Here is a 21528-nt window from a genome sequence, read left to right as displayed (position 1 = left end):
GTCGTGAAGAAGGTGTATCGGAAAATTGTTTCCCTGGTGCACGATGCGCCGGCCATTTCCAGCGGCGCTGCACTCATGAAGCGATACTGTATAAAAAAACAGTAATCGATGCAAGCTTTTTTGTCGCCTGGCCACGGCGACCGGTCCGCGCGCAAGGCGCAAGATTATAAAAGATCGGAAATTGCGCGGGAGAAATGCCACACAAATGCTGCAAGCCCAAGCAAAAACCGGCAGACTATACGGTTTGCTCAGAAATGCCTATCGTTTCCGCCCCTGACTTTGCTACGGGAGCATATCGATTTGGGATACATTTCAGGCTAGCAATATAACGAGATAAAGACTGTTTCCAGATTGTTGTCATGAGTTTAGTCCCCTTTAGCCATATCAGCGCCCTGCGCTGCCTGATCATCGACGACATGCCGACGATGCGCCAGAACATCCGGATGCACCTCGGCCAGCTCGGCGTGACCAAGGTGGACCAGGCCGCCACGCCCGACGAGGCCATCCGTTTCGTCCAGGCCGCGGCTTATGACCTCATCATCTGCGACTACAACCTGAACAAGGAAAGCAACGGCCAGCAGTTGCTGGAGTTCTTCCGCACCCAGAACATGCTTTCGCCGACGTCCATGTTCATCATGGTGACGGCCGAAAGCGGCTACAACCTGGTGGCCAGCGCCGCCGAATTCCAGCCCGACGCCTACATGCTCAAGCCGCTCACCGCGAGCCGCATCGCCGAGCGCGTCGACCGCCTGCTGGAAAAGCAGCACGCCATGCTGCCGGTGACCGAAAAGATGAAGCGCAAGGATTTCGCCGGCGCCATCGCCGAATGCGACAACGTCCTCAAGGCCGCGCCCAAGTGGGTCGTCGAAATCATGAAGACCAAGGGCTCGCTGCTGATCGAGCAGCGCCGCATCGACGAGGCGCGCGAGGTCTACACCCAGGCCCTGGCCATGCGCGACGACCTGGTATGGGCCAAGATCGGCATGGCGCGCTGCAATATCGTGGCCGGCCAACTGGATGACGCGCGCCGGACCGTCGAAGAAGTGCTGGCCCAGAACAAGCAGTTCATCGCCGCCTACGACCTGCTGGCGCAGATCGACGAGGCGCAGGGCAACCACGAAGGCGCCCTGGCGGCGCTGACGATGTCCTCCGAAATCATCCCCTCCGCCCGCCGCAGCCGGCTGGTAGGAGACGTCGCCTACCGCAACGGCCATCTGCAGCAGGCGCGCGAAGCCTACGACAAGGTACTCAAGCACACCAAGGGCTCGCTCACCGCGCAGCCGACCGACCTGCTGTCGCTGGCCCAGGTGCATGTCGACAGCGGCGATCCCGACCAGGCCCTGCGCCTGCTCGAAAGCGCCCCGCGCCGCTATGAGGAGTCCAAGATGTTCACCGCGGCCCAGGCCGCGGTGCAGGCCCAAGCCTATGTGCAACTGGGCGATACCATCTCGGCCCAGCAAGCCTTCGACGCGGCCAGGCAAGCCGCCGGCAGCGACATTTCCGAAGCTGCCACGCTGGCCCTGGCCAAGGCCGCCTTCTCGATGGGCAAGGACGACGAGGGCGCCCAGCTGATCGCCGGGGCCATCAAGTCCGACCACGAAAACAAGACGCTGCTGATGCTGGCGCGCAAGGTATTGGCCGACACCGGCAAGGCCGCGCTGGCCGAAGAACTGATCGACGGCACCGTCAAGCACTGCATGAGCATCATCGCCGAAGCCAATGCCCTCATGCGCAATGCCAAGCCCGACGAATCGCTGGCCAAGCTCGAGGAAGCGCTCTCCAGCATGCCGGAGAATACCGGCGTGCTGCTGGCGTCGGCCCAGTTGCACCTGCTGTGGATGAGCCAGCGCGGCTGGAACGAGGAATATGTCAAACGCGTCAGGCGCTATCTCGCCACGCTGGACCGCCTGATTCCGGGCAATGACCGTGTCGCCAAGATGCACAAGTTCCTGCGCGACACCTTGAGCAAAGTAGCCCCGAAGAGCTGACCATGGATCCCAAGCTTGCCGCGATCATCATTCACGACATCAAGAACTCGCTGGGCGTCCTTGAGGGCGAACTGCGCAGCCTTTCCGACGATGTGCCGCGCGTGCAGCAGGCGCATGTCACCTGCCTGGCGCTGCAGGAAAAGCTGATCGCCTTCCTCACGCTCTACAAGGCAGACTCGCAAGGCTTGCGCGCGCAGGTCGAAGCGGTCTCGCCGCTGGATTTCCTGGAAGCGCTGCTGCGCGAACAGGCCGTCGGCCGCAATGGCCAGGGCGTGGAGGTCAAGCTGGATGAGACCGACATGCCGCTGATCGGCTTTTTCGACGAACACCTGGTGTCCCTGGCGCTGGAAGCCGCGCTGCAAAACGCCAGCCGTTTCGCCTGCACGCGCATCGAGCTGGGCTGCCGCAAGAACCCGGCCGGCGGCGTGATCTTTACCGTGCGCGACGACGGCCCCGGTATCGGCGCCCAGGAAAAGAAACAGTCCACCGGACTGGGCATGGACCTGTGCAATGCCATCGCCACCGCCCACAACAAGGAAAACCAGCAGGGCGAAGCGCGCCTGTCCAGCCATCCGGACGGCGGCGCGCTGTTCGAGCTCATCCTGCCGTAACCGCTGCGCCCCCGCGCTCCCGTCGCCGCCGCGAGAGCATGCGCAAAGCGCATATCCAAGTTTGAAAATAGTCGTTCTGCCGCATCGCGTTCGTCCTTAGAGTGTTTGTCTTCCCCCGACACAACAAGAACGGACCCCATGGAACGCAGACACTTCCTCCGCCTCGGCCCGGCCGCATTGGGCGCCGGCCTGCTGGGCGCGGCACCCCTGATCGCGCGCGCCGCGACAGCGCCCAAGACCATCCGCCTGGACTACGCCTACTACTCGCCGCCCAGCCTGGTGCTGCGCAAGTTCGGCTGGCTCGAGGAAGACCTGAAAGCCCAAGGCACCGACGTCAAATGGGTACTGAGCCAGGGCAGCAACCGCGCGCTCGAATACCTCAACAGCGACAGCATCGACTTCGGCAGCACGGCCGGGCTGGCGGCGCTGCTGGCGCGCGCCAACGGCAATCCGATCAAGGCGGTGTATGTCTATTCGCGCCCGGAATGGACGGCGCTGGCGGTGGGCAAGGATTCGCCCATCAAGTCGGTGCGCGAGCTCAAGGGCAAGAAGGTGGCCGCCACCAAGGGCACCGATCCCTACCTCTTCCTGCTGCGCGCGCTGCATGAGAACGGCCTGAAGAAGGGCGATGTCGAGATCGTCCACCTGCAGCATCCCGATGGCCGCGCCGCGCTCGAGCAAGGCCGCGTCGACGCCTGGGCCGGGCTCGATCCGCACCTGGCCGCCAGCGAACTGGAAGCGGGCTCGCGGCTGATCTATCGCAACGTCAACTTCAACACCTACGGTTTCCTCAACGTCAGCGACAGCTTCGCTGCGCGCCATCCGGACCAGGTCAGGCGCGTGATCGCCGCTTACGAGAAAGCGCGCGCGTGGATCAAGGCCCATCCCGACGAAACGGTCGCGCTGCTGGCCGAAGAATCGAAACTGTCGCCGCAGGTGGCGCGCCTGCAATTGCAGCGCAACGATTTCTCGCATCCGCAGATCGGCCGCGAACACGCCGATGCCTTGCGCGCCGCCGCGCCCATCCTGACCGAAGAAGACCTGGTCAAGAGCGGCACCGACCTGCCGCGCACCATCAACGCGCTGATCGACTCTTCGTACGCGCAAGGCGTGATCAGGGCATAAGGCGATGAGCGACCCCGGATCCGGCAGCCTGCCCGCGCAGGTCATCCCCCCCGCGCCGCCGCAAGGCCAACGCACGGCGAAGAAAGGCTGGCCGCATGACGATGGTTACCGTCCCGGCAAATTCACCGGCTGGATCCTGCCGCTGGGCTTTCTGCTGCTGGTCGAGGCCGGCGCGCGGCTGGAGCTGATCCCGGCGCGGCTGCTGCCGCCGCCCAGCGAACTGGCGCAGACCTTGTGGTCGCTGGCCGCGCGCGGCGAGTTGCTGCCGCACATCTGGGCCAGCCTGGCGCGGGTATTGGCGGGCTTTGCCATCGGCAGCCTGCTGGCCGTGGCGCTGGGCCTGCTGGTAGGCATCAGCCGCCGCGCCGAAGCCTTGCTCGAACCCTGCTTCCAGGCCTTGCGGGCCATTCCCAGCCTGGCCTGGATCCCGCTGCTGCTGCTGTGGCTGGGCATCGACGAAACGCCCAAGATCGTGCTGATCGCCATCGGCGCCTTCTTCCCGGTCTACCTGAACCTGGTAGCCGGCATCCGCGACATCGACCACAAGCTGATCGAAGTCGGCACCAGTTCCGGCCTGGGCGCCTGGGCGCTGATACGCCACATCCTGCTGCCGGCCGCCCTGCCCTACCTGTTCGCCGGCTTGCGCGGCGGCCTCAGCCTGGCATGGATGTTCCTGGTGGCGGCCGAACTGATCGCCGCCACCCGCGGCGTCGGCTATCTGCTCTCCGACGGCCGCGAGAGCAGCCGGCCCGATCTGGTGCTGGCGGCGATCCTGATCCTGGCGCTGCTGGGCAAGCTCAGCGACAGCCTGCTGCGTGCGATCGAACAGCACAGCCTGCGCTGGCGCGACGCCCACCGGGCTTCATCCGCCAAATCCTGAACGCTCCATTGCTCCTCACATTCCCATGTCCAAGCACACCCAACCATCCTCCATCCGCCGCCGCCTGCTGCAGGCAGGCGCCGCCATCGCCGCGGCCACGCTTGCGCCAGCCGTGCAAGCGCAAGGCAACGGCCGCGCGATTCGCATCGGCTACCAAAAATCCTCAACGCTGCTGACCATTCTCAAAGCCAACGGCACGCTGGAGAAACTGCTGGCGCCGTCCGGCGCCCGGATCAGCTGGCATGAATTCGCCAACGGCCTGCCGCTGCTGGAAGCGCTCAATGTCGGCGGACTCGACCTGAGCGCCGATGTGGCCGATACGGTTCCGGTGTTTGCCCAGGCCGCGGGCGCGCGGCTGACCTATCTGGCGCAAGAGGCGCCCTCGCCCGCGGCGCAAGCGATCATCGTGCGCGCCGATTCGCCCATCCGCAGCGTGGCCGAACTCAAACGCAAGAAGATCGCCGTGACCAAGGCTGCCGGCGTGCATTACCTGCTGATCGCCACGCTGGAAAAGGCCGGCCTGAAATTCTCCGACATCGAAGCCGCCTACCTGTCGCCGGCCGACGGCCGCGCCGCCTTCGAGCGCAACAACGTGGACGCCTGGGTCACCTGGGATCCCTTCCTGGCAGGGGTGCAGCGCCAGACGCAGGTGCGGGTGCTGGCGGATGGCCGCGGCGTCGCCGATTACCAGCGTTACTATCTCGCCGCGACGCAATTTGCCGAGACCAACCCGGATGTGCTGCGCGTGGTATTCGATGAACTGCAGAAAACCGGGCAATGGGTCAAACGCAATCCCAAGGAAGCAGCCAGCTTTCTCGCCCCGCTGTGGGGCCTGGATGCCGCCACCATCGAACTGGCCAACAGCCGGCGCAGCTATGACGTGCGCGCGGTCAAGCCGGAGGCGCTGGGCGAACAACAGCGCATCGCCGACACCTTCTTCTCCGCCGGCCTGCTGCCGAAGAAGATCGACGCCGCCAGCGTCGCCATCTGGCAACCTGCGCGCCAGGGATGATGCCGCATGGACGGGCTCGATAAGGTGACACTGATCCTCACGGCATGCCTGGTGGTGGTAGCGTTGCTGTTTCCTCTTTCGTCGCGCCGCCTTCCCGGCGACGATGCCGCAGAGCCAAAAGAAGACGGCGCCCGGAACGAGCAAAAGAACCAAAAGAAGCGCCGCTGATGCGGCGTTTCTTTCGTACCGCCGACGGTGTCGTCAAACCAGCGTCGCGGCCACCGAAATATCCGCCTCCAGCGCCTTGGATACCGGACAGCCGGCCCTGGCTGCGGCCACTGCCTCGTTGAACTTGTCCTCATCGCGCTCATCCAGGGCGACCTTGACCTCCAGGTGGATGGTAGTGATGGCCAAGCCTGGATCGGACCGCTCCAATGTCAGCGTGGCTTCCGTGTCGATCCGCCTGGGTCCCAGGCCGGCCTTTTCCAAGCGCCCCGACAAATCCATCGAAAAGCAGCCGGCATGCGCCGCCGCGATCAGTTCTTCCGGATTGGTGCCTGCGTCGTTTTCGAAACGGGTGGAAAACGAGTATTGGGTATCGGACAGCGTCTTGCTCTCGGTGGTGAGCGCCCCCTTGCCGTCCTTCAGATTGCCGATCCATACCGCCGATGCCTTGCGTTTCATGACAACCTCCTTCGCTCAGGGTTGAGACAGGCGCGGCAACCTCCGCGCGGATCGTAATCCGACACCGACAAGCTGCCCGCAGAGTCCTCCATCATGCGGCCGCGAACAGCGGCGCGACGATAGGACAACAGCTTGGCAGCGCGTAGGAATTTGCGAGGGGAAGCGATGAAGATGATGCAAAGGCGGCTGGCCGCAATGGCGAGGCCGGAGGGATGCCGTCACACAGCGAAGCAGCGTGGCGAAGGGGAACCGCAAGGCAGGGACAACTGGCGTGGAATGCAAATAAAAAAACCGCCGGCAGAGCCGGCGGTAAAACGGACTGGCGACGCTCATCCACTAACCGCCGCCTTCCGCGCCAAACTTTTACTACTGATGCATGAGCTTGCTCACGCTAAAACCGGGTTCAAGCCGACACCGGATCCAGTTGCTGGATACCCGCCAGCACCCAGCCGCCCTGGCCGGCAACCGGCTTGGACAGGTTCCAGATCTCGGCGAACTGCGCCGGCGAACTGTTCGGGTCTTCCTTAATGAAACCGAAGAATTTCACGCTGGCCAGGTAGTCGTTGCCCACGGTTTCCACGCCCAGCACTTGCGCGTCCAGCGACACCACATCGGTCTGGTTGGGCGAAGCGCCGCGCTCCTGCAATTGCAGGCGCAGCTCGGCAAACATTTCCGGCGTGGTGAATTCGCGGATATCGTTGACGTTGGCCTTGTCCCATGCCGCTTGCAGGCGGATGAAATAGGTCTTGGCGTTGCGCACGAAACCGACGGTGTCGAAACCGGCCGGGATGCCATACGCAGGGGCCGCTTCGGTGGCGCCGAAACCACCACCGAAACCAGTGCCTTGCGATGCTGCGGACGGCTGCGAGGCTTCCAGCATCGAACCGATCTGCGGCGTCGCGGCAGCGTCGGCCGACTGGCCGCCGTTAGCTGCGGCCCAGGCCGGACGCGGCTGCGAAGCTTCCGATTTGCGGCGGAACATGCGATAGATGAACATCGCCGCCATGGCGATCAGCGCCACGGTGAGGATGGTGCTGATCATGCTGGCCAGCGCGCCGCCCAGGCCGAAATGCGAGAGCAAGGCGCCCAGGCCGAGGCCCAGCAGTGCACCGCCCAGAATGCCCTTCCACGGGCTGGGCTTGGGTGCGGCAGCAGGCGCCGCGGCCGGTGCTGCCGGCTTGGCTGCAGCGGCTTGGTTCTGCTGCATCGGGGCCGGGCTTTGCGCCTGGCGGCTGGCCGACGAAGACTGTTTGCCGAACGAACCGCCGCCGCCAAGACGCTTGGCTTCGACGCTGGTGATGCCGACCGACAATGTCATCGCCGCCACTATCAGCGCGACAAATGCTTTTTTCATGCTATCTCCTGAGATGGAATCTGATGTGAACCGGTCACATCTTCCGTATTGATTGAACTGTTGAGTACCCGAACGGCACCGGACGAAGCCGGCGAACGCGCCATGCGCGGACAGGCATCGCCGTCGCGGGACGCAAAGCCACAGGTATCAGGAGCGGTTCAGCGGACGCGGCAGATGCATGTCGCGCAAGGCGACAGGATCAGGCCCGGGGAGGACGGCCTGCGAGGGGGAGGAACGGGGGTTGGCTGGCGTCGTCGCTGCGAAGAGCGGGCGCCAGGCGCGAAGCTTCCGGCAAAACCGCCAGGGATTGCACCAGCATCGGCTCGTCACCGATACCGGCATGGGTAGAGAAGTCTTCGCCGCTGTCGGCGTAGCCGTTGCTGTCGTCATCGGCGCTGCCGTTGTCGGCAACTGCGCCATGCCGCAGGTCGTCGGCCGCATGATCGGCCACGCTGGCAGTATGGACACCAAGATGCTTGGCGGCGACATTGAGCTCAGCCTGGACCGGGGCCGAGAAATCGGTTGCGGCAACCGAGCTGGCATAAGTCAGCACCGCTGCAAATACTTGCACCGGGAGCAAACAGATCAGCAACAGAACCCACAAACGTTTCATCAGACTTTCCAGCAAAGATGCGAGAAATTATAACAACAAAAATTAGGACAACAGCACGGAAAAGATCAAACCAGGAACAATATGGAGACCATGCAGGCAATTTCAAGGGCCAATCTGCCGCGTCGTGACATCGGCGAATGGTCGCACGATGCCGGCGCCCTTTTTCTGATCTTCTGCAAGCTTTCCGGATAAATCGCAAACCCTGCGAAAACCGTTGGCCGGATTGCGAGCTTGCATGCAAGACAATCGCCGCCCTCATTTGCATTGGCGATTGAATTAGTAGATTATGCGTAAAAATACCACAATAATCCTACATTACGAGACAAATCAGACGAGGCCCCTCTCTGATCGATTCCTATGCGCATCCTCCTAGCTGAAGACGATAGTGTTCTGGCCGATGGCTTGACGCGCTCCCTGCGCCATTCGGGATATGCCGCCGATTGCGTCAAGAATGGACTGGAAGCCGACTCCGCCCTCTCGACCCAGGATTTCGATCTGCTGATCCTGGATCTCGGCCTGCCCAAGATGTCCGGACTGGAAGTGCTGCGCCGCCTGCGCGCGCGCAACTCGCGCCTGCCGGTGCTGATCCTGACGGCGGCCGATTCGGTGGAGCAGCGTGTGCAAGGACTTGACCTGGGCGCCGACGACTACATGGCCAAGCCGTTCGCCCTGTCCGAACTGGAGGCCCGCGTGCGCGCCCTGACCCGGCGCGGCGCCGGCGGCGGCCCGACCGTGATCAAGCACGGCCCGCTCTCATACGACCAGGTCGGCCGCATCGCCTACATCGGCGAACAGATGCTGGAATTGTCGGCGCGGGAACTGGGCCTTCTGGAAGTATTATTGCAACGCACGGGACGGCTGGTTTCCAAGGAACAGCTGGTGGACCATCTGTGCGAATGGGGAGAGGAAGTCAGCAACAATGCCATCGAGGTCTATGTCCATCGCCTGCGCAAGAAAATCGAAGTCGGCGGCGTGCGTATCGCTACCGTACGCGGGCTGGGCTATTGCCTTGAAAAGCTCCCTGAAGCCGCAGCCGGCACAGCCAGCAACGCCGCCTGAGGCGCCGGCGCCCCGCGCCGGCCTTGCCTTGCGCCCATCCCCTGCGGCACGCCACCATGCCGCAGCGTAATCCATCCTCCGCGCCGCCGGAACAGGCCGCGCCGCCCGCCGGCGAATCCCAGCCTGCGCCGCGCAAGAAACGCCGCGCCGCCATCGCCACCCAGCCGGTGGAACGCATCCAGCGCTCGCTGTTCGGCGAGATCCTCGACTGGATGCTGGCCCCGCTGCTGCTGCTGTGGCCGATGAGCATCGCCATCACCTACCTGATCGCGCAATCGATCGCCAACCAGCCGTTCGACCGCGCGCTGGAGGACAGCGTCACCGTCCTCTCCCAGCAGGTGTCCGAAGTCAACGGAAAGGTGGTGGCGAAGCTGCCCGTCTCCGCCCGCGACCTGCTGCGCGCCGACGACATCGACAACATCTATTACAAGATCAGCGGCCCGGACGGGGAATACGTGGAAGGCGACGTCGACATGCCGCAGCCGCCGCCGGAAGAAGACCGCCAGAACGTCGGCACCGTGCAGTTCCGCAACGACATCCTGCACGGCAGCGACGTGCGCATCGCCTACGTGCAGGTCGACCTGCGCCGCAGCGCCGCGCAACGCGCCGCTTCGCGCGAGCCGCGGCTGGCCACGGTGCAGGTTGGCGAAACCCTGGAAAAGCGCGCCCAGCTCGCCAATGAAATCATCAAGGGCGTGATCCTGCCGCAATTCATCATCCTGCCGGTGGCGCTGGCGCTGGTGTGGTTCGCGCTCTCGCGCGGCCTGTCGCCGCTGTCGGAACTGCAGCAGCGCATCCGCGCGCGCCGTCCGGACGACCTCAGCCCGATCGACTCGGGCCAGGTGCCGGAAGAAATCTCGCCGCTGGTGCGCTCGCTCAACGACATGCTGGAACGGCTGTCGCAGACCATCGCGATCCAGAAGCGCTTCATCGCCGACGCCGCGCACCAGATGAAGACGCCGCTGGCCGGCATGCGCATGCAATCCGAACTGGCGCTGCGCCAGGATGACCAGGTCGACGTGCGGCGTTCGCTGGAGCAGTTGGCCAAGAGTTCCGAATCGGCCACCCGCCTGGTCAACCAGCTGCTGTCGCTGGCGCGCGCCGAGAACCAGGGCTCGCAGGCCGGCGCCATGGCGCCGGTCGAGCTGACCGAGCTGGCGCGCACGGTGGTGCAGGACTGGGTGCCGATGTCGTTCACCCAGCGCATCGACCTGGGTTTCGAACAGCCCGGCCATCCGATCATGATCTACGGCAATCCGCTGATGCTGCGCGAGCTGCTCTCCAACCTGCTCGACAACGCGCTGCACTACACCCCGCACGACGGCAGCGGCAGCGTGACGGTGCGCGCGCGCACCGACGAGGGCGGCGGCCTGGCGGTGCTGGAAGTGGAAGACACCGGCCCCGGCATCCCGCCGGCGGAACGGCAAAACGTCTTCGAGCGCTTCTACCGCATCCTCGGCACCTCCAGCACCGGCAGCGGGCTGGGACTGGCCATCGTGCGCGAAATCGCCCAGCAGCATGACGCCAAGGTCGACATCGCCAACAACCCGCGCAGCAGCGATCCCAGGTTCCCGGGCAGCCTGTTCAGCGTCAGCTTCCGCATGATGCCGCGCACGCCCTACATCAACAACAATAGCGACGACATCGGCTGACATGGACCAAGGCTCATCTCATCACGGCCCCGGCGACGCCGGCAACCACTGGAACAGGATCCGCAAGCACACCACGGTGCTGCTCGCCGTCTGGTTCCTGGCCACCTTCTTCTTCATCTTCTTCGCGCGCGAGCTGGACCGGGTCCACCTGTTCGGCTGGCCCATCTCTTTCTACATGGCGGCCCAGGGCATGATGCTGATCTACCTGGCCATCGTGGTGATCTACATCCGGCGCATGAAGCGCATCGAACAACTGGTACACGGCGAGCAGGGACATGGAGAGTAACCGCGACTTTTTCTGGCGGCTGACCCGCTACTACTCGCTCTACACGATCGGCTTCATCGCCTTCCTGTGCGTGCTGGCGATCCTGGAACACGAGGGCATGCCGCGTTCCTGGATCGGCTACCTGTTCCTGTTCGTCACCATCGGACTGTACGCCGCCATCGGCGTGGTCTGCCGCACCTCGGACGTACCCGAATACTATGTCGCCGGGCGCCGCGTGCCACCGCTGTTCAACGGCATGGCCACCGCCGCCGACTGGATTTCCGCCGCCACCTTCATCAGCCTGGCCGGCGGGCTCTACCTGCAAGGCTTCGACGGCCTGGCCTACATCCTCGGCTGGACCGGCGGCTACTGCCTGGTGGCGCTGCTGATCGCGCCCTACTTGCGCAAGTTCGGCCAATACACCATCGCCGACTTCCTGGCCGCGCGCTATCCCGGCAAGTTCGGCGGCACCCCGATCCGCATCCTCGCGGTGGCCGCCACCATCCTGATCTCCTTCACCTATGTGGTGGCGCAGATCTATGGCGTTGGCCTGATCACCTCGCGCTTCACCGGCATCGATTTCTCGATCGGCATCTTCCTGGGCCTGGCCAGCATCCTGGTGTGCTCCTTTCTCGGCGGCATGCGCGCCATCACCTGGACCCAGGTGGCGCAGTACATCATCATCCTGTTCGCCTACCTGATCCCGGTGGTCTGGCTATCGGCCAAGCACACCACGGTGCCTGTGCCGCCGGTGGCCTACGGCGCGGTGCTGCCCAAGCTCAACGCGATCGAGCACAAGCTCGAAGACGACCCCAAGGAACAGGAAATCCGCAAGATCTTCCAGGCGCGCGCCGACGAACTCGAGCGCAAGCTGCAGAACCTGCCCCGCTCCTGGGAAGAAGGACGGCTGGAAGCGCAGCGTCACATCGACGAGGTCAAGCGCGACACGCATGCGTCGCTGGCGGAAATCAAGGCGGCCAGCCGCGCGCTGTCGTCCTATCCAAAGAGCGAGGAAGAAGCCGAGCGGCGCTGGAGCGATGCGCGCGCCGCCAACCTGGTGCGGGCGCAGCCGCCGGTGTCGCAGACCGAGCCCTTCCCCGGCCGCGGCAACGGGAAAGAGCGGGAAAGCTCCGACACCAAGCGCAACAACTTCCTCGCGCTGGTGTTCTGCCTGATGCTGGGCACCGCCGCGCTGCCGCACATCCTGATGCGCTACTACACCACGCCCACCGTATCGTCGGCGCGCAAGTCGGTGTTCTGGACGCTGTTCTTCATCATGCTGATCTACCTCTCGGTGCCGGCGCTGACGGTGCTGGTCAAATACGACATCTACACCTCGCTGGTAGGCAGCAGCTACAGCCACCTGCCCGACTGGGTCTATTACTGGGCCAACATCGACAAGGTCAACCCGCTGGTCAGCATCAACGACCTCAACCACGACGGCCTGGTGCAGCTCGGCGAAATCTCGATGGACGGCGACATCATCGTGCTGGCCATGCCCGAGATCGCCGGCCTGCCCTACTTCATTTCCGGGCTGGTCGCCGCCGGCGGCCTGGCGGCGGCGCTGTCGACCGCCGACGGCCTGCTGCTGACGATTTCCAATGCGCTCTCGCACGACATCTACTACAAGGTGGTCGACCCCAGCGCCTCGACCCAGAAGCGCGTGACCATCTCCAAGCTGCTGTTGCTGGTGGTGGCGCTGCTGGCGGCCTATGCCGCCTCGCTCAAGCCCGGCGACATCCTGTCGATGGTCGGCGCAGCCTTCTCGCTGGCCGGCTCGACGCTGTTTCCGGCGCTGGTGCTGGGGGTGTTCTGGAAGCGCGCCAACCAGGCCGGCGCGGTAGCCGGCATCGTGTGCGGCTTCCTGATGTGCGTGTACTACATGCTGCATACCAACCCGACCTTCGGCGGCAACGCCAGCGGCCAGTGGTTCCACATCGCCCCGATCTCGGCCGGCGTGTTCGGCGTGCCGGCCGGCATCGCGGCCATGGTCATCGTCAGCCTGCTGACGCCGCCGCCGGACGAGGCCACCATCGCGCTGATCGATCACATCCGCACGCCATGACAGCCGCCTTCAGACGGAGAATTGCAGCCCCTGCGCCTCCTCGCCCGGCATCACCGTCACCGCGACCCGCATGCGCTGCTGGCCGCCGCCGATCAGTACGCCGCGCAGCGGCGACACATCGAGGAAATCGCGCCCCCACCCCAGCGTGATGTGGCTGGTATCGGGGAACAGGCCGTTGGTGGGATCGGCATCGATCCACACGCCCGCTTCCCCGTCCCGCCCCGGGCAATACACCGACACCCAGGCATGCGAGGCATCGGCCCCGATCAGGCGCAGCTGGCCCGGCGGCGGCTGGGTCAGCAGGTAGCCGCTGACGTAGCGCGCGGCGAGGCCGATCGAACGCAGGCAGGACAGCATCAGGTGAGCGAAATCCTGGCAGACGCCGCGCCGGTTGGCGAACACCTCGGTCACCGGCGTCGATACCGTGGTGGCGGCGGGATCGAAAGCGAACTCGTCGAAGATGCGCAGCATCAGCGCACGCACTCCCTCCAGCAACGGCAGGCCCGGCGTGAAGCATTGCTCCGCATAGCGGATGAATTCGCGCTTGATGCGCACATGGGAAGACTCGAACAGGAAGTTGGACGCATCCAGCATCGCCGGCGACAAAGTGCGCGCCCCCTGGTACGCCAACAGCGCCGACGCCTCTTCCCACGGGATCGTGTTTTCCGGCAGCAGGCGCGGCGTCAGTTCGACCCATGACTCGGCATCCACATCCAGGCTGGTATGGTCGCCATCCAGCGAAAATGCCTTGATGACGTTGCCGAAATTGTCTTCATAGGTACGCACCAGCGGCGGCTCCGGCCGGATATCGACCTGGTGCGAGATGCAGCGCTGCCAGGCCAGTTCGCGCGGCGTCAGGTGCAGCATCTGGTGCGACAGGCGCACCGGCAGCGAATACTGGTACGTGGTCTGGTGGTGGATCCGGTAGATGATGCGCCCGGCGGCGTCTTTTTCCGTCATCTCATACCCCCTGGCTGACCGGCGCCGTCAACGGCGTGAAGTAATGGCGCGACAGGTCGTCGGAGAGCATGTAGCCGCAACTGACGGCGTCGCGCATCAGTTGCGCCAGGCGCGCATTGGCCTCTTCCGCGGCGGGCGCCCCATGCGCGAAATCGGCCAGGCTCATCGCCTCCAGTTGGCCGGCCAGGTGCGTGGGAATGGTCATGCTCAGCATGCCCAGCTGCTGCCCGATGTCGGCCAGGTATTGCCGCAGCATGCGGAACTGGTAAGCCATGCCGTGCGGATTGCTGGGGTCGAACACCAGCAGGTGCAGCACCGGCAACCATTCCGGCGTGCGCCGGTAGCGCACGCGGTAGGTGACGATGCTGCTGGCCGCTTCCAGCAGCCACGGCAGCGCCGCCGTCTGGCGCGCCGGCGGCAGGCGCAGGAAATTGTCGAACAGCGCGGCCATGTTGACCATGCGCTCGATATGGCGCCCCACCATCAGGAATTGCCAGCCGGCGTCGCGCGTCATGTCGTCCAGCGCGTGGCCCGCCAGGCCGGAACAGGCGTCGATCACATTGCCCAGCGCCTGCTGGGTGGCGGCGGGCGTGCCGATGCGCTCATGCACCATGGCCGGCATCTTGGCCAGCGCATGCCAGTTGTCCAGCGACAGGTGTTCGCGCACCTGGTACGCGGCCTGCGCCAGTTGGCGCAGCTGGGTCGCCACGCTGACCGGCGCCGAGGTATCGATGACGGCCGCCTGCAAGCTCTGCTGCACGCCGGTGATGGTCGGGCGCGGATCGGGCTTGGGCATGAGCACGCCGAGCTGGCCGCACATCCAGCTCGCGCTGCCCAGTATGCCGCGGCTTTCGGCCTGGCCGTCCATCGTGTATTGCATGGTGGTGCGCAACAGGCGCGCCAGGTTCTTCACGCGCTCGGAATAGCGCCCCATCCAGAACAGGTTTTCGCCGGAATGGGAAGACACGTCGACGGTGCTGCAAATCGGCGTGCCGCCGGCCGCTCCCGCGGCATCGTCGGACGCCTGCTCGAGATGGCCGGATTCGCTCTCGCGCAACACCCACACATCCTTGGTGGTGCCGCCCTGCTGCATCGACACCACGTCGCGGCGCTGGCGCGAGGCCACCCGGGTCAGGCCGCCCGGCATCACCTGGTAGCCGCCATGGCCGTCGGCCACGGCGAACACGCGCAGGCTGATGGTACGGCCGGCCAGGCCATGGTCGCCGCTGCGCGCCATCACCGGCGCCTGCGACAGGCGCACCCATTCTTGCGCGGCATAGGCGTGCGGCTGCAATTGCAGGCTCTCGATCAGGCGCCGCCGCGCGGCGCCGGACACGGCATGGCCGAACACCGGCTGCATCCGCATCGAGGAAAAGGCCGGCACGATCACCAGCTCATCCAGATGCTCCAGCGTGTAATCCAGCGCCGGCTTTTCGCCGCACCACCAGGATGCCACCGCCGGCAACGCCAGCGGCTCGCCCAGCAGGCGTTCGCTGATGGCCGGCAGGAAACCGTGCAGCGCGGTCGACTCCAGCACGCCGCTGCCCAGCGCGTTGGCCACCAGCACGTTGCCCAGGCGCGCCGCCTGCGTCAGGCCGGGAATTCCCAACGCCGAGTCGGCACGCAGTTCCAGCGGGTCGCAATAGTCGTCGTCCATGCGGCGCAAGATGGCGTGCACGCGGCGCAAGCCGTTCAGCGTCTTCAGGAATACCTGGTCGCCGCGCACCGTCAGGTCGACGCCTTCAACCAGCGGGAAACCCAGCGTATGCGCCAGGAAAGCGTGTTCGGAATAGGTTTCGTTGTAAGGCCCCGGCGTGAGCAGCGCGATCAGCGGCACCTCGCCGCCGGCCGGCGCCAGTTGCGTGAGCATGGCGCGCAGCGTGTGGAAGTAGCCATGCGGCGCCTGCACGTGCATGTCGCGCAGCGCCTCGGGCATGGCGCGCGACATGATCTGGCGGTTCTGCAGGGCATAGCCGGTGCCCGACGGCCCTTGCGTGCGGTCCGACACCACCCACCAGTTGCCGTCGGCCGAGCGCGCCAGGTCGATCGCATAGGCATGCAGGTGCACGCCGCCCGGCGGCCTGATGCCGTGGCATGGCATCAGGTAGCCGTGCTGGCCGAACACCAGCGCCGGCGGCAACAAACCTTCGCTGAGCAAAGACTGCTCGCCGTACAGGTCGGCCAGCACCGCGTTCATCAGCCGCGCCCGCTGGGCCACCGCCTTTTCCAGGAACTGCCATTCGTCGGCGGCCACGATATGCGGCAGCAAATCCAGTTCCCACGGACGGTTGGCGCCCTTGGGGTCGGCGTAGACGTTGTAGGTGACGCCGTCCGCGGCGATGGCCTCGCGCACCTCGTTGGCGCGCCGGCGCAGCATCTCCGGCGACAGGTTTTCCAGCTGGTCGATCAGCGTCCGCCAGTGCGGCCGCAGGCGGCCGTCGGCCTGCAGCATTTCGTCGTAACGATCGCTGCCGGCCTGATAGCTTTCCAGTAAACGCTGGTGCATGGGTAAGGCGATACGGGGCGCCCGGTTGGGTTAAAAGTAGCGCAAGTCTAACGTAAAAGGAAACTCCGCAGACGGCCGCGCGGGCTGCACGTCGAACTTCCCCGGCGTATGGTTGAGGCGGAAATAGCGCGCCAGGCGGCGGCTTTCGGCCTCGAAGGCATTGACCGGGAAAGTCTCGTAGTTGCGTCCGCCCGGATGCACCACGTGGTACTGGCACCCGCCCAGGCTGCGGCCGTTCCAGGTATCCATCAGGTCGAAGGTCAGCGGCGTGTCGACCGCGATCGTCGGATGCAGCGCCGACGGCGGCTGCCAGGCGCGGTAACGGATGCCGGCCACGAACTGGCCGACCGTGCCGGTGGGCTGCAGCGGCACCGAGACGCCGTTGCAGCTCAGCACATAGCGCTCGGAAGCCATGCCCGAGACCTTCACCTGCAGCCGTTCCAGCGACGAATCCACATAGCGCGCGGTGCCGCCGGCCGTGCTTTCCTCGCCCAGCACGTGCCAGGGTTCGAGCGCCGTGCGCAACTCGATCTGCATGCCCTTGACCGCGTAGTCGCCGATCTTGGGGCAACGGAATTCCATGTGCGGCGCGAACCATTCGGCCCGCATCGGATAGCCGGCCTCGTTCATGTCGTCGATGACGTCGCGGAAATCCTGTTCGATGAAATGCGGCAGCAGGAAGCGGTCGTGCAGTTCGGTGCCCCAGCGCACCAGCCGCGCCGGCCGGTACGGCTGCTTCCAGAACCGCGCCACCAGGCCGCGCAGCAACAGCTGCTGGGTCAGGCTCATGCGCGCATGCGGCGGCATCTCGAAGGCGCGCAATTCCAGCAAACCCAGGCGGCCGGTGGCGCTGTCGGGCGAATACATCTTGTCGATGCAGAACTCGGCGCGGTGGGTGTTGCCGGTGACGTCGATGAGCAAATTGCGCAGCAGGCGGTCCACCAGCCACGGCGGGCAGTCGCCTTTGGCGACCTGCTTGTCCATTTCGCTGAAGGCCAGCTCGATCTCCACCGTGGAATCGTTGCGCGCCTCGTCGATGCGCGGCGCCTGCGAAGTCGGGCCGATGAACATGCCCGAGAACAGGTAGGACAGCGACGGATGGTTGTGCCAGTACGAGATCAGGCTGCGCAGCAGGTCGGGCCGGCGCAGGAAGGGCGAGTCGCCGGTGGTGATGCCGCCCAGCACCATGTGGTTGCCGCCGCCGGTGCCGGAATGGTGGCCGTCCAGCATGAATTTCTCGGTGGTCAGGCGGGATGCGCGCGCGGCGTCGTACAGGTGGGTGGTCTGCTCCACCAGTTCGCCCCAGTTGTTGGCCGGCTGAATATTGACCTCGATCACGCCGGGGTCGGGGGTGACGCTGAACTTGCGCAGGCGCGGATCGTTGGGCGGCTCGTAGCCTTCCAGCAGCACCGGCTGGCCGAGTTCCTCTGCCACCGCCTCGATGGCGGCGACCAGTTCCAGGTAATGCTCCAGTTGCGCCAGCGGCGGCATGAACAGGTAGAACACGCCATTGCGCACCTCGGCCGACAAGGCCGTGCGGGTGATCCAGTTGGCCGATTCGGCATGGGCCGGCGCTGCATCGCCGGCATGGGCGGCATGGCCTGCGTGTGTTGCATGTGTCGCGTGCGTTGAGTGTGTCGCGTGCGCGGCCTTGGCCGCACGCGATGGCGCGTCCTGCGGCCCGCCCATCTGGCGGCGAATCTCGGCGGCGCTGGGCAGCGCCTTGAACGCTTGCGACGGGTCGGCCGGATATACCGCCGGATATTCGCTGCCGCTGACCCAGGGCAGCGAATCGAGAGGCAGGCGATAACCCAGCGGCGAATCTCCCGGATACAGGTAGCAGCGCTCGCTGCGCAGGAACCAGTTGCCGCTTTGCCAGCCGCTGCCGTCGAAACGGCGCGCCAGCGGCAGCACATGGCCCACTTCGCTTTGCAGCCCCTGCGTGAACACGCGCATCAGGCGTTCGCGTTCCTGTTTGTCATCCACCCGCGAATCGAAGGGGTCGACATTGCCCGGCAGGCGGCGCTCGCGCCACATGTAGTAAAACACGTCCTCGTACGCCGGGAACACGTTCTTGCCGTCCACCTTCAGGCGCTGCGCCACGCGCTGAAGGAAGCGGCTGGTAATGCTCTTGTCGGCCACGTTCGGTTTGGTCTCGTCACCGATCAATGCCGGGTTCAGCCAGATCGGTTCGCCGTCGCGCCGCCAGTAGCAGTTCAGCGCCCAGCGCGGCAACTGCTCGCCGGGGTACCACTTGCCCTGGCCGAAGTGCGGCAGGCCCTGCGCGGCGTACTTGTCGCGCATGCGGTGGTAGAGGTCGGCCGCCAGCGGCTTCTTGGTCGGCCCCATGGCGGCGGTGTTCCACTCCGGCTCGTCCGGATAATCGAGCGCGACGAAGGTCGGCTCGCCGCCCATGGTCAGGCGCACGTCGCCGGCGGCCAGGTCATGGTCGATGGCATGGCCGAGCGCTTCGATCTCGGCCCATTGCTCCTCGCTATAGGGCTTGGTCACGCGCGGCGCTTCCCAGATACGCTTGACGCTCATCAGGTGTTCGAACTCGACTTCGCAGGGATCGACCAGGCCCGACACCGGCGCCGCCGACGCCGGCTCCGGCGTGCATGACAACGGGATATGGCCTTCCCCGGCAAACAGGCCGGAAGTGGGATCCAGCCCGACCCAGCCGGCGCCCGGCAGGTAGACCTCGCACCAGGCGTGCAGGTCGGTGAAGTCGGCTTCCGGGCCGGAGGGGCCGTCCAGCGATTTCTGGTCGGCCGTCAGCTGGATCAGGTAGCCGGAGACGAAACGCGCCGCCAACCCGAGATGGCGCAGCAATTGCACCAGCAGCCAGGACGAGTCGCGGCATGAACCCGACTTCAGTTCCAGCGTCTGCTCCGGCGTCTGCACGCCGGGTTCCATGCGGATGGTGTAAGCGATGTGATTGGCCAGCTTCTGGTTGAGCGCGACCAGGAAATTGGCGCTGCCGGTTTTCTCGCGCGAAATGCCGTCCAGGAATTCCTTGAACAGCGGCGACAGCGGCAGCTTCTGCCGGTAAGGCAGCAATTCGTTTTGCAATTCCTCGGCGTATTCGAAGGGAAATTCCTCCGCGTAGGGCTCGAGGAAAAAGTCAAACGGATTGATGACCGACATCTCGGCCACCAGGTCGACCTCGATCCTGAATTCGGTCGTCCGCTCGGGGAACACCAGCCGGGCCAGGTAGTTCGCTTCCGGATCCTGCTGCCAGTTGATGAAATGCGGCTCCGGCAGGATGCGCAGCGAATAGCTCAGGATGCGGGTACGGCAATGCGGCGCGGGCCGCAGCCGGATGACCTGCGGCCCCAGGTTGATGGCCCGGTCATAATGGTACGAGGTGACATGGTTCAGCGCCACGTGAATTGACATGGTGATCCTTTACGGCGAGCAAAAAATGAGAGGTGCCTTGCCGGGTACGGAAGGCAGGCTGGATGGTGCTTTATTCTCCCTATCGACTGCGGCTGTGCCGCGCGCCTACCTGTGATGCATATTAATGAAATCGCGCAGGCGCGGATAGATTTCGTTTTCCCAGCGTCGGCCATTGAACACACCGTAATGCCCCACCGCCGTCTGCACATGGTGCAAGCGCATATAGGGCCGGATGCCGCTGCACATTTCCTGTGCCGCGACGGTCTGGCCGACGGCGCAGATGTCGTCTTTCTCCCCCTCGATGGTGAACAGCGCGGTGCGGCGGATGGCGCGCGGGTCGACCGCATCGCCCCGATAGGTGAGCGTGCCCAGCGGCAATGCATGCTCCTGGAACACCGTGCGCACAGTCTCCAGGTAAAACTCGGCCGGCAGGTCCGACATGGCGAAGTATTCCTCGTAAAAAGTCTTGATCTGCAGCGCTTTCTCGTCTTCTCCCTCTACCAGGTGGCGATAGAGGTTTCGGAATGCGTCGACATGGCGGTTCAAATTCATGTTCATGAACGCCGCCAGTTGCATGAAACCCGGATAGACGCGCCGCCCGCGCCCCGGATGGCGGGTCGGCACGGTGCTGATCATGTTCTTCTCAAACCATTCGATCGGCTTGCTCTTGGCGAGCGCGTTGACGGTAGTGGGGTTGACCCGCGTATCGAGCGGGCCGGCCATCAGCGTCATCGTGCGCGGCTGGGCCGGATTGCCGTCCCCGGCCATCACGGCCGCCGCGGTCAGGGCCGCCACAGTCGGCTGGCACACCGCCAGCAGATGGGCGCCCGGCCCCAGGATTTCGAGAAAGGAAATGATATGGGAAACGTACTCATCCAGGCCGAACTTGCCGTGTTCCAGCGGGATATCGCGCGCATTGTGCCAATCGGTGATGTAGACATCGTGATGCCGCAGCAACACGCTGACGGTGCCGCGCAGCAAGGTAGCGAAGTGGCCCGACATGGGCGCCACCACCAGGACCTTGGGCTGGCTGTCCGACGTTTCCTTGTGGAAACGCAGCAAGCTGCAAAAGGGTGTGGCGGCGACGACTTCCTCATGCACCAGAACTGTGCAACCATCTTCCTGAACCTGGTCGATCCCGAAATCCGGGCGCGCATGGGTAAGCCGGGTACGCGAAAAGACTTCACACGCCGACGCCAGCTTGCGCATCAGCGGATGTGCCGGCACGCCCGGCCATTCGTATCCGAACAGGGGCGCCATCATCCCGGCGCAAGCCCGTAGCGGATCGGTGGCGTCTGCGTATTGCTGGTAGAACTGATAGGTATCGATCATGAGGACGCCGCCCTTCCGTCTTTTCTTGTCGGTTCGCAGTGGGGATGCGATGCAATATGCATGCCATTGAGATCGGCGGCGCG

Annotated in this window: 17 protein-coding genes; 10 read left to right on the top strand and 7 right to left on the bottom strand. The window is 64.9% G+C overall.

Annotation, left to right across the window (positions count from 1 at the left end):
• The first annotated feature begins 359 nt into the window (after positions 1–359).
• The 6 genes from J7548_RS10840 to J7548_RS10815 all read left to right on the top strand — a co-directional run bounded on the left by J7548_RS10840 (position 360) and on the right by J7548_RS10815 (position 5784).
• Positions 360–1988 carry a tetratricopeptide repeat-containing response regulator gene (locus J7548_RS10840; protein WP_290974424.1) on the top strand — a complete coding sequence of 543 codons (1629 nt, stop codon included), beginning with the start codon at positions 360–362 and terminating at the stop codon, positions 1986–1988.
• Positions 1989–1990: 2 nt separating this feature from the next.
• Positions 1991–2599, top strand: a complete 609-nt coding sequence (locus J7548_RS10835; protein WP_290974422.1) for a HAMP domain-containing sensor histidine kinase — start codon at positions 1991–1993, stop codon at positions 2597–2599.
• Positions 2600–2737: 138 nt separating this feature from the next.
• The gene (locus J7548_RS10830) at positions 2738–3724 is read left to right on the top strand and encodes an aliphatic sulfonate ABC transporter substrate-binding protein (RefSeq protein ID WP_290974419.1); all 987 of its coding nucleotides are present in this window, start codon (positions 2738–2740) and stop codon (positions 3722–3724) included.
• Between the two features lie 4 nt (positions 3725–3728).
• Positions 3729–4604 (top strand): ABC transporter permease, encoded by an 876-nt coding sequence (locus J7548_RS10825; protein WP_290974417.1) that lies wholly within the window; start codon positions 3729–3731, stop codon positions 4602–4604.
• A 25-nt stretch (positions 4605–4629) separates the two neighbouring features.
• The gene (locus tag J7548_RS10820; RefSeq protein ID WP_290974415.1) at positions 4630–5616 is read left to right on the top strand and encodes an aliphatic sulfonate ABC transporter substrate-binding protein; all 987 of its coding nucleotides are present in this window, start codon (positions 4630–4632) and stop codon (positions 5614–5616) included.
• 6 nt (positions 5617–5622) lie between these two features.
• Complete coding sequence (locus J7548_RS10815; protein WP_290974413.1) at positions 5623–5784, top strand: hypothetical protein; 162 nt, start codon at positions 5623–5625, stop codon at positions 5782–5784.
• A gap of 33 nt (positions 5785–5817) precedes the next feature.
• On the opposite strand, the gene J7548_RS10810 is transcribed toward J7548_RS10815, so the two are convergent.
• From J7548_RS10810 to J7548_RS10800, 3 genes are all read right to left on the bottom strand, one after another.
• A complete protein-coding gene (locus J7548_RS10810) occupies positions 5818–6240 on the bottom strand; it encodes an OsmC family protein (RefSeq protein ID WP_290974412.1) in 423 nt (140 codons plus the stop codon).
• Positions 6241–6643: 403 nt separating this feature from the next.
• Complete coding sequence (locus J7548_RS10805; RefSeq protein WP_290974410.1) at positions 6644–7594, bottom strand: Tim44-like domain-containing protein; 951 nt, start codon at positions 7592–7594, stop codon at positions 6644–6646.
• Between the two features lie 199 nt (positions 7595–7793).
• Entirely contained in the window at positions 7794–8207 is a 414-nt protein-coding gene (locus J7548_RS10800) for a hypothetical protein (protein ID WP_290974408.1), read from the bottom strand.
• A 357-nt stretch (positions 8208–8564) separates the two neighbouring features.
• Here J7548_RS10800 and J7548_RS10795 point away from each other — a divergent pair, with 357 nt between their 5' ends.
• From J7548_RS10795 to J7548_RS10780, 4 genes are read left to right on the top strand one after another with little or no spacing between them, the layout of a single operon-like run.
• Positions 8565–9266 (top strand): response regulator transcription factor, encoded by a 702-nt coding sequence (locus J7548_RS10795; RefSeq protein ID WP_290974406.1) that lies wholly within the window; start codon positions 8565–8567, stop codon positions 9264–9266.
• A 56-nt stretch (positions 9267–9322) separates the two neighbouring features.
• Positions 9323–10918 carry a sensor histidine kinase gene (locus J7548_RS10790; protein WP_290974403.1) on the top strand — a complete coding sequence of 532 codons (1596 nt, stop codon included), beginning with the start codon at positions 9323–9325 and terminating at the stop codon, positions 10916–10918.
• Between the two features lies 1 nt (position 10919).
• On the top strand, positions 10920–11204 hold the full coding sequence (locus J7548_RS10785; RefSeq protein WP_290974401.1) for a DUF4212 domain-containing protein: 285 nt from the start codon (positions 10920–10922) through the stop codon (positions 11202–11204).
• Positions 11194–13248, top strand: a complete 2055-nt coding sequence (locus J7548_RS10780) for a VC_2705 family sodium/solute symporter (RefSeq protein WP_290974399.1) — start codon at positions 11194–11196, stop codon at positions 13246–13248. The genes J7548_RS10785 and J7548_RS10780 overlap by 11 nt, the downstream gene beginning before the upstream one ends.
• 9 nt (positions 13249–13257) lie before the next feature.
• Here J7548_RS10780 and J7548_RS10775 read toward each other — a convergent pair whose 3' ends face one another.
• From J7548_RS10775 to phaZ, 4 genes are all read right to left on the bottom strand, one after another.
• Positions 13258–14208 (bottom strand): transglutaminase family protein, encoded by a 951-nt coding sequence (locus tag J7548_RS10775; protein ID WP_290974397.1) that lies wholly within the window; start codon positions 14206–14208, stop codon positions 13258–13260.
• A 1-nt stretch (position 14209) separates the two neighbouring features.
• A complete protein-coding gene (locus tag J7548_RS10770; protein WP_290974395.1) occupies positions 14210–16714 on the bottom strand; it encodes a circularly permuted type 2 ATP-grasp protein in 2505 nt (834 codons plus the stop codon).
• A 30-nt stretch (positions 16715–16744) separates the two neighbouring features.
• Positions 16745–20113 (bottom strand): transglutaminase family protein, encoded by a 3369-nt coding sequence (locus tag J7548_RS10765; protein ID WP_290974392.1) that lies wholly within the window; start codon positions 20111–20113, stop codon positions 16745–16747.
• A 105-nt stretch (positions 20114–20218) separates the two neighbouring features.
• Positions 20219–21445, bottom strand: coding sequence for a polyhydroxyalkanoate depolymerase (gene phaZ, locus J7548_RS10760; protein ID WP_290974389.1), 1227 nt, complete (start codon positions 21443–21445; stop codon positions 20219–20221).
• Positions 21446–21528: the final 83 nt, after the last annotated feature.

This window comes from Herbaspirillum sp., assembly GCF_017744395.1.
GTDB lineage: Bacteria > Pseudomonadota > Gammaproteobacteria > Burkholderiales > Burkholderiaceae_D > Herbaspirillum.
Note: the sequence above shows the minus strand (reverse complement) of the source record. Positions and strands in the feature narration are given on the sequence as shown.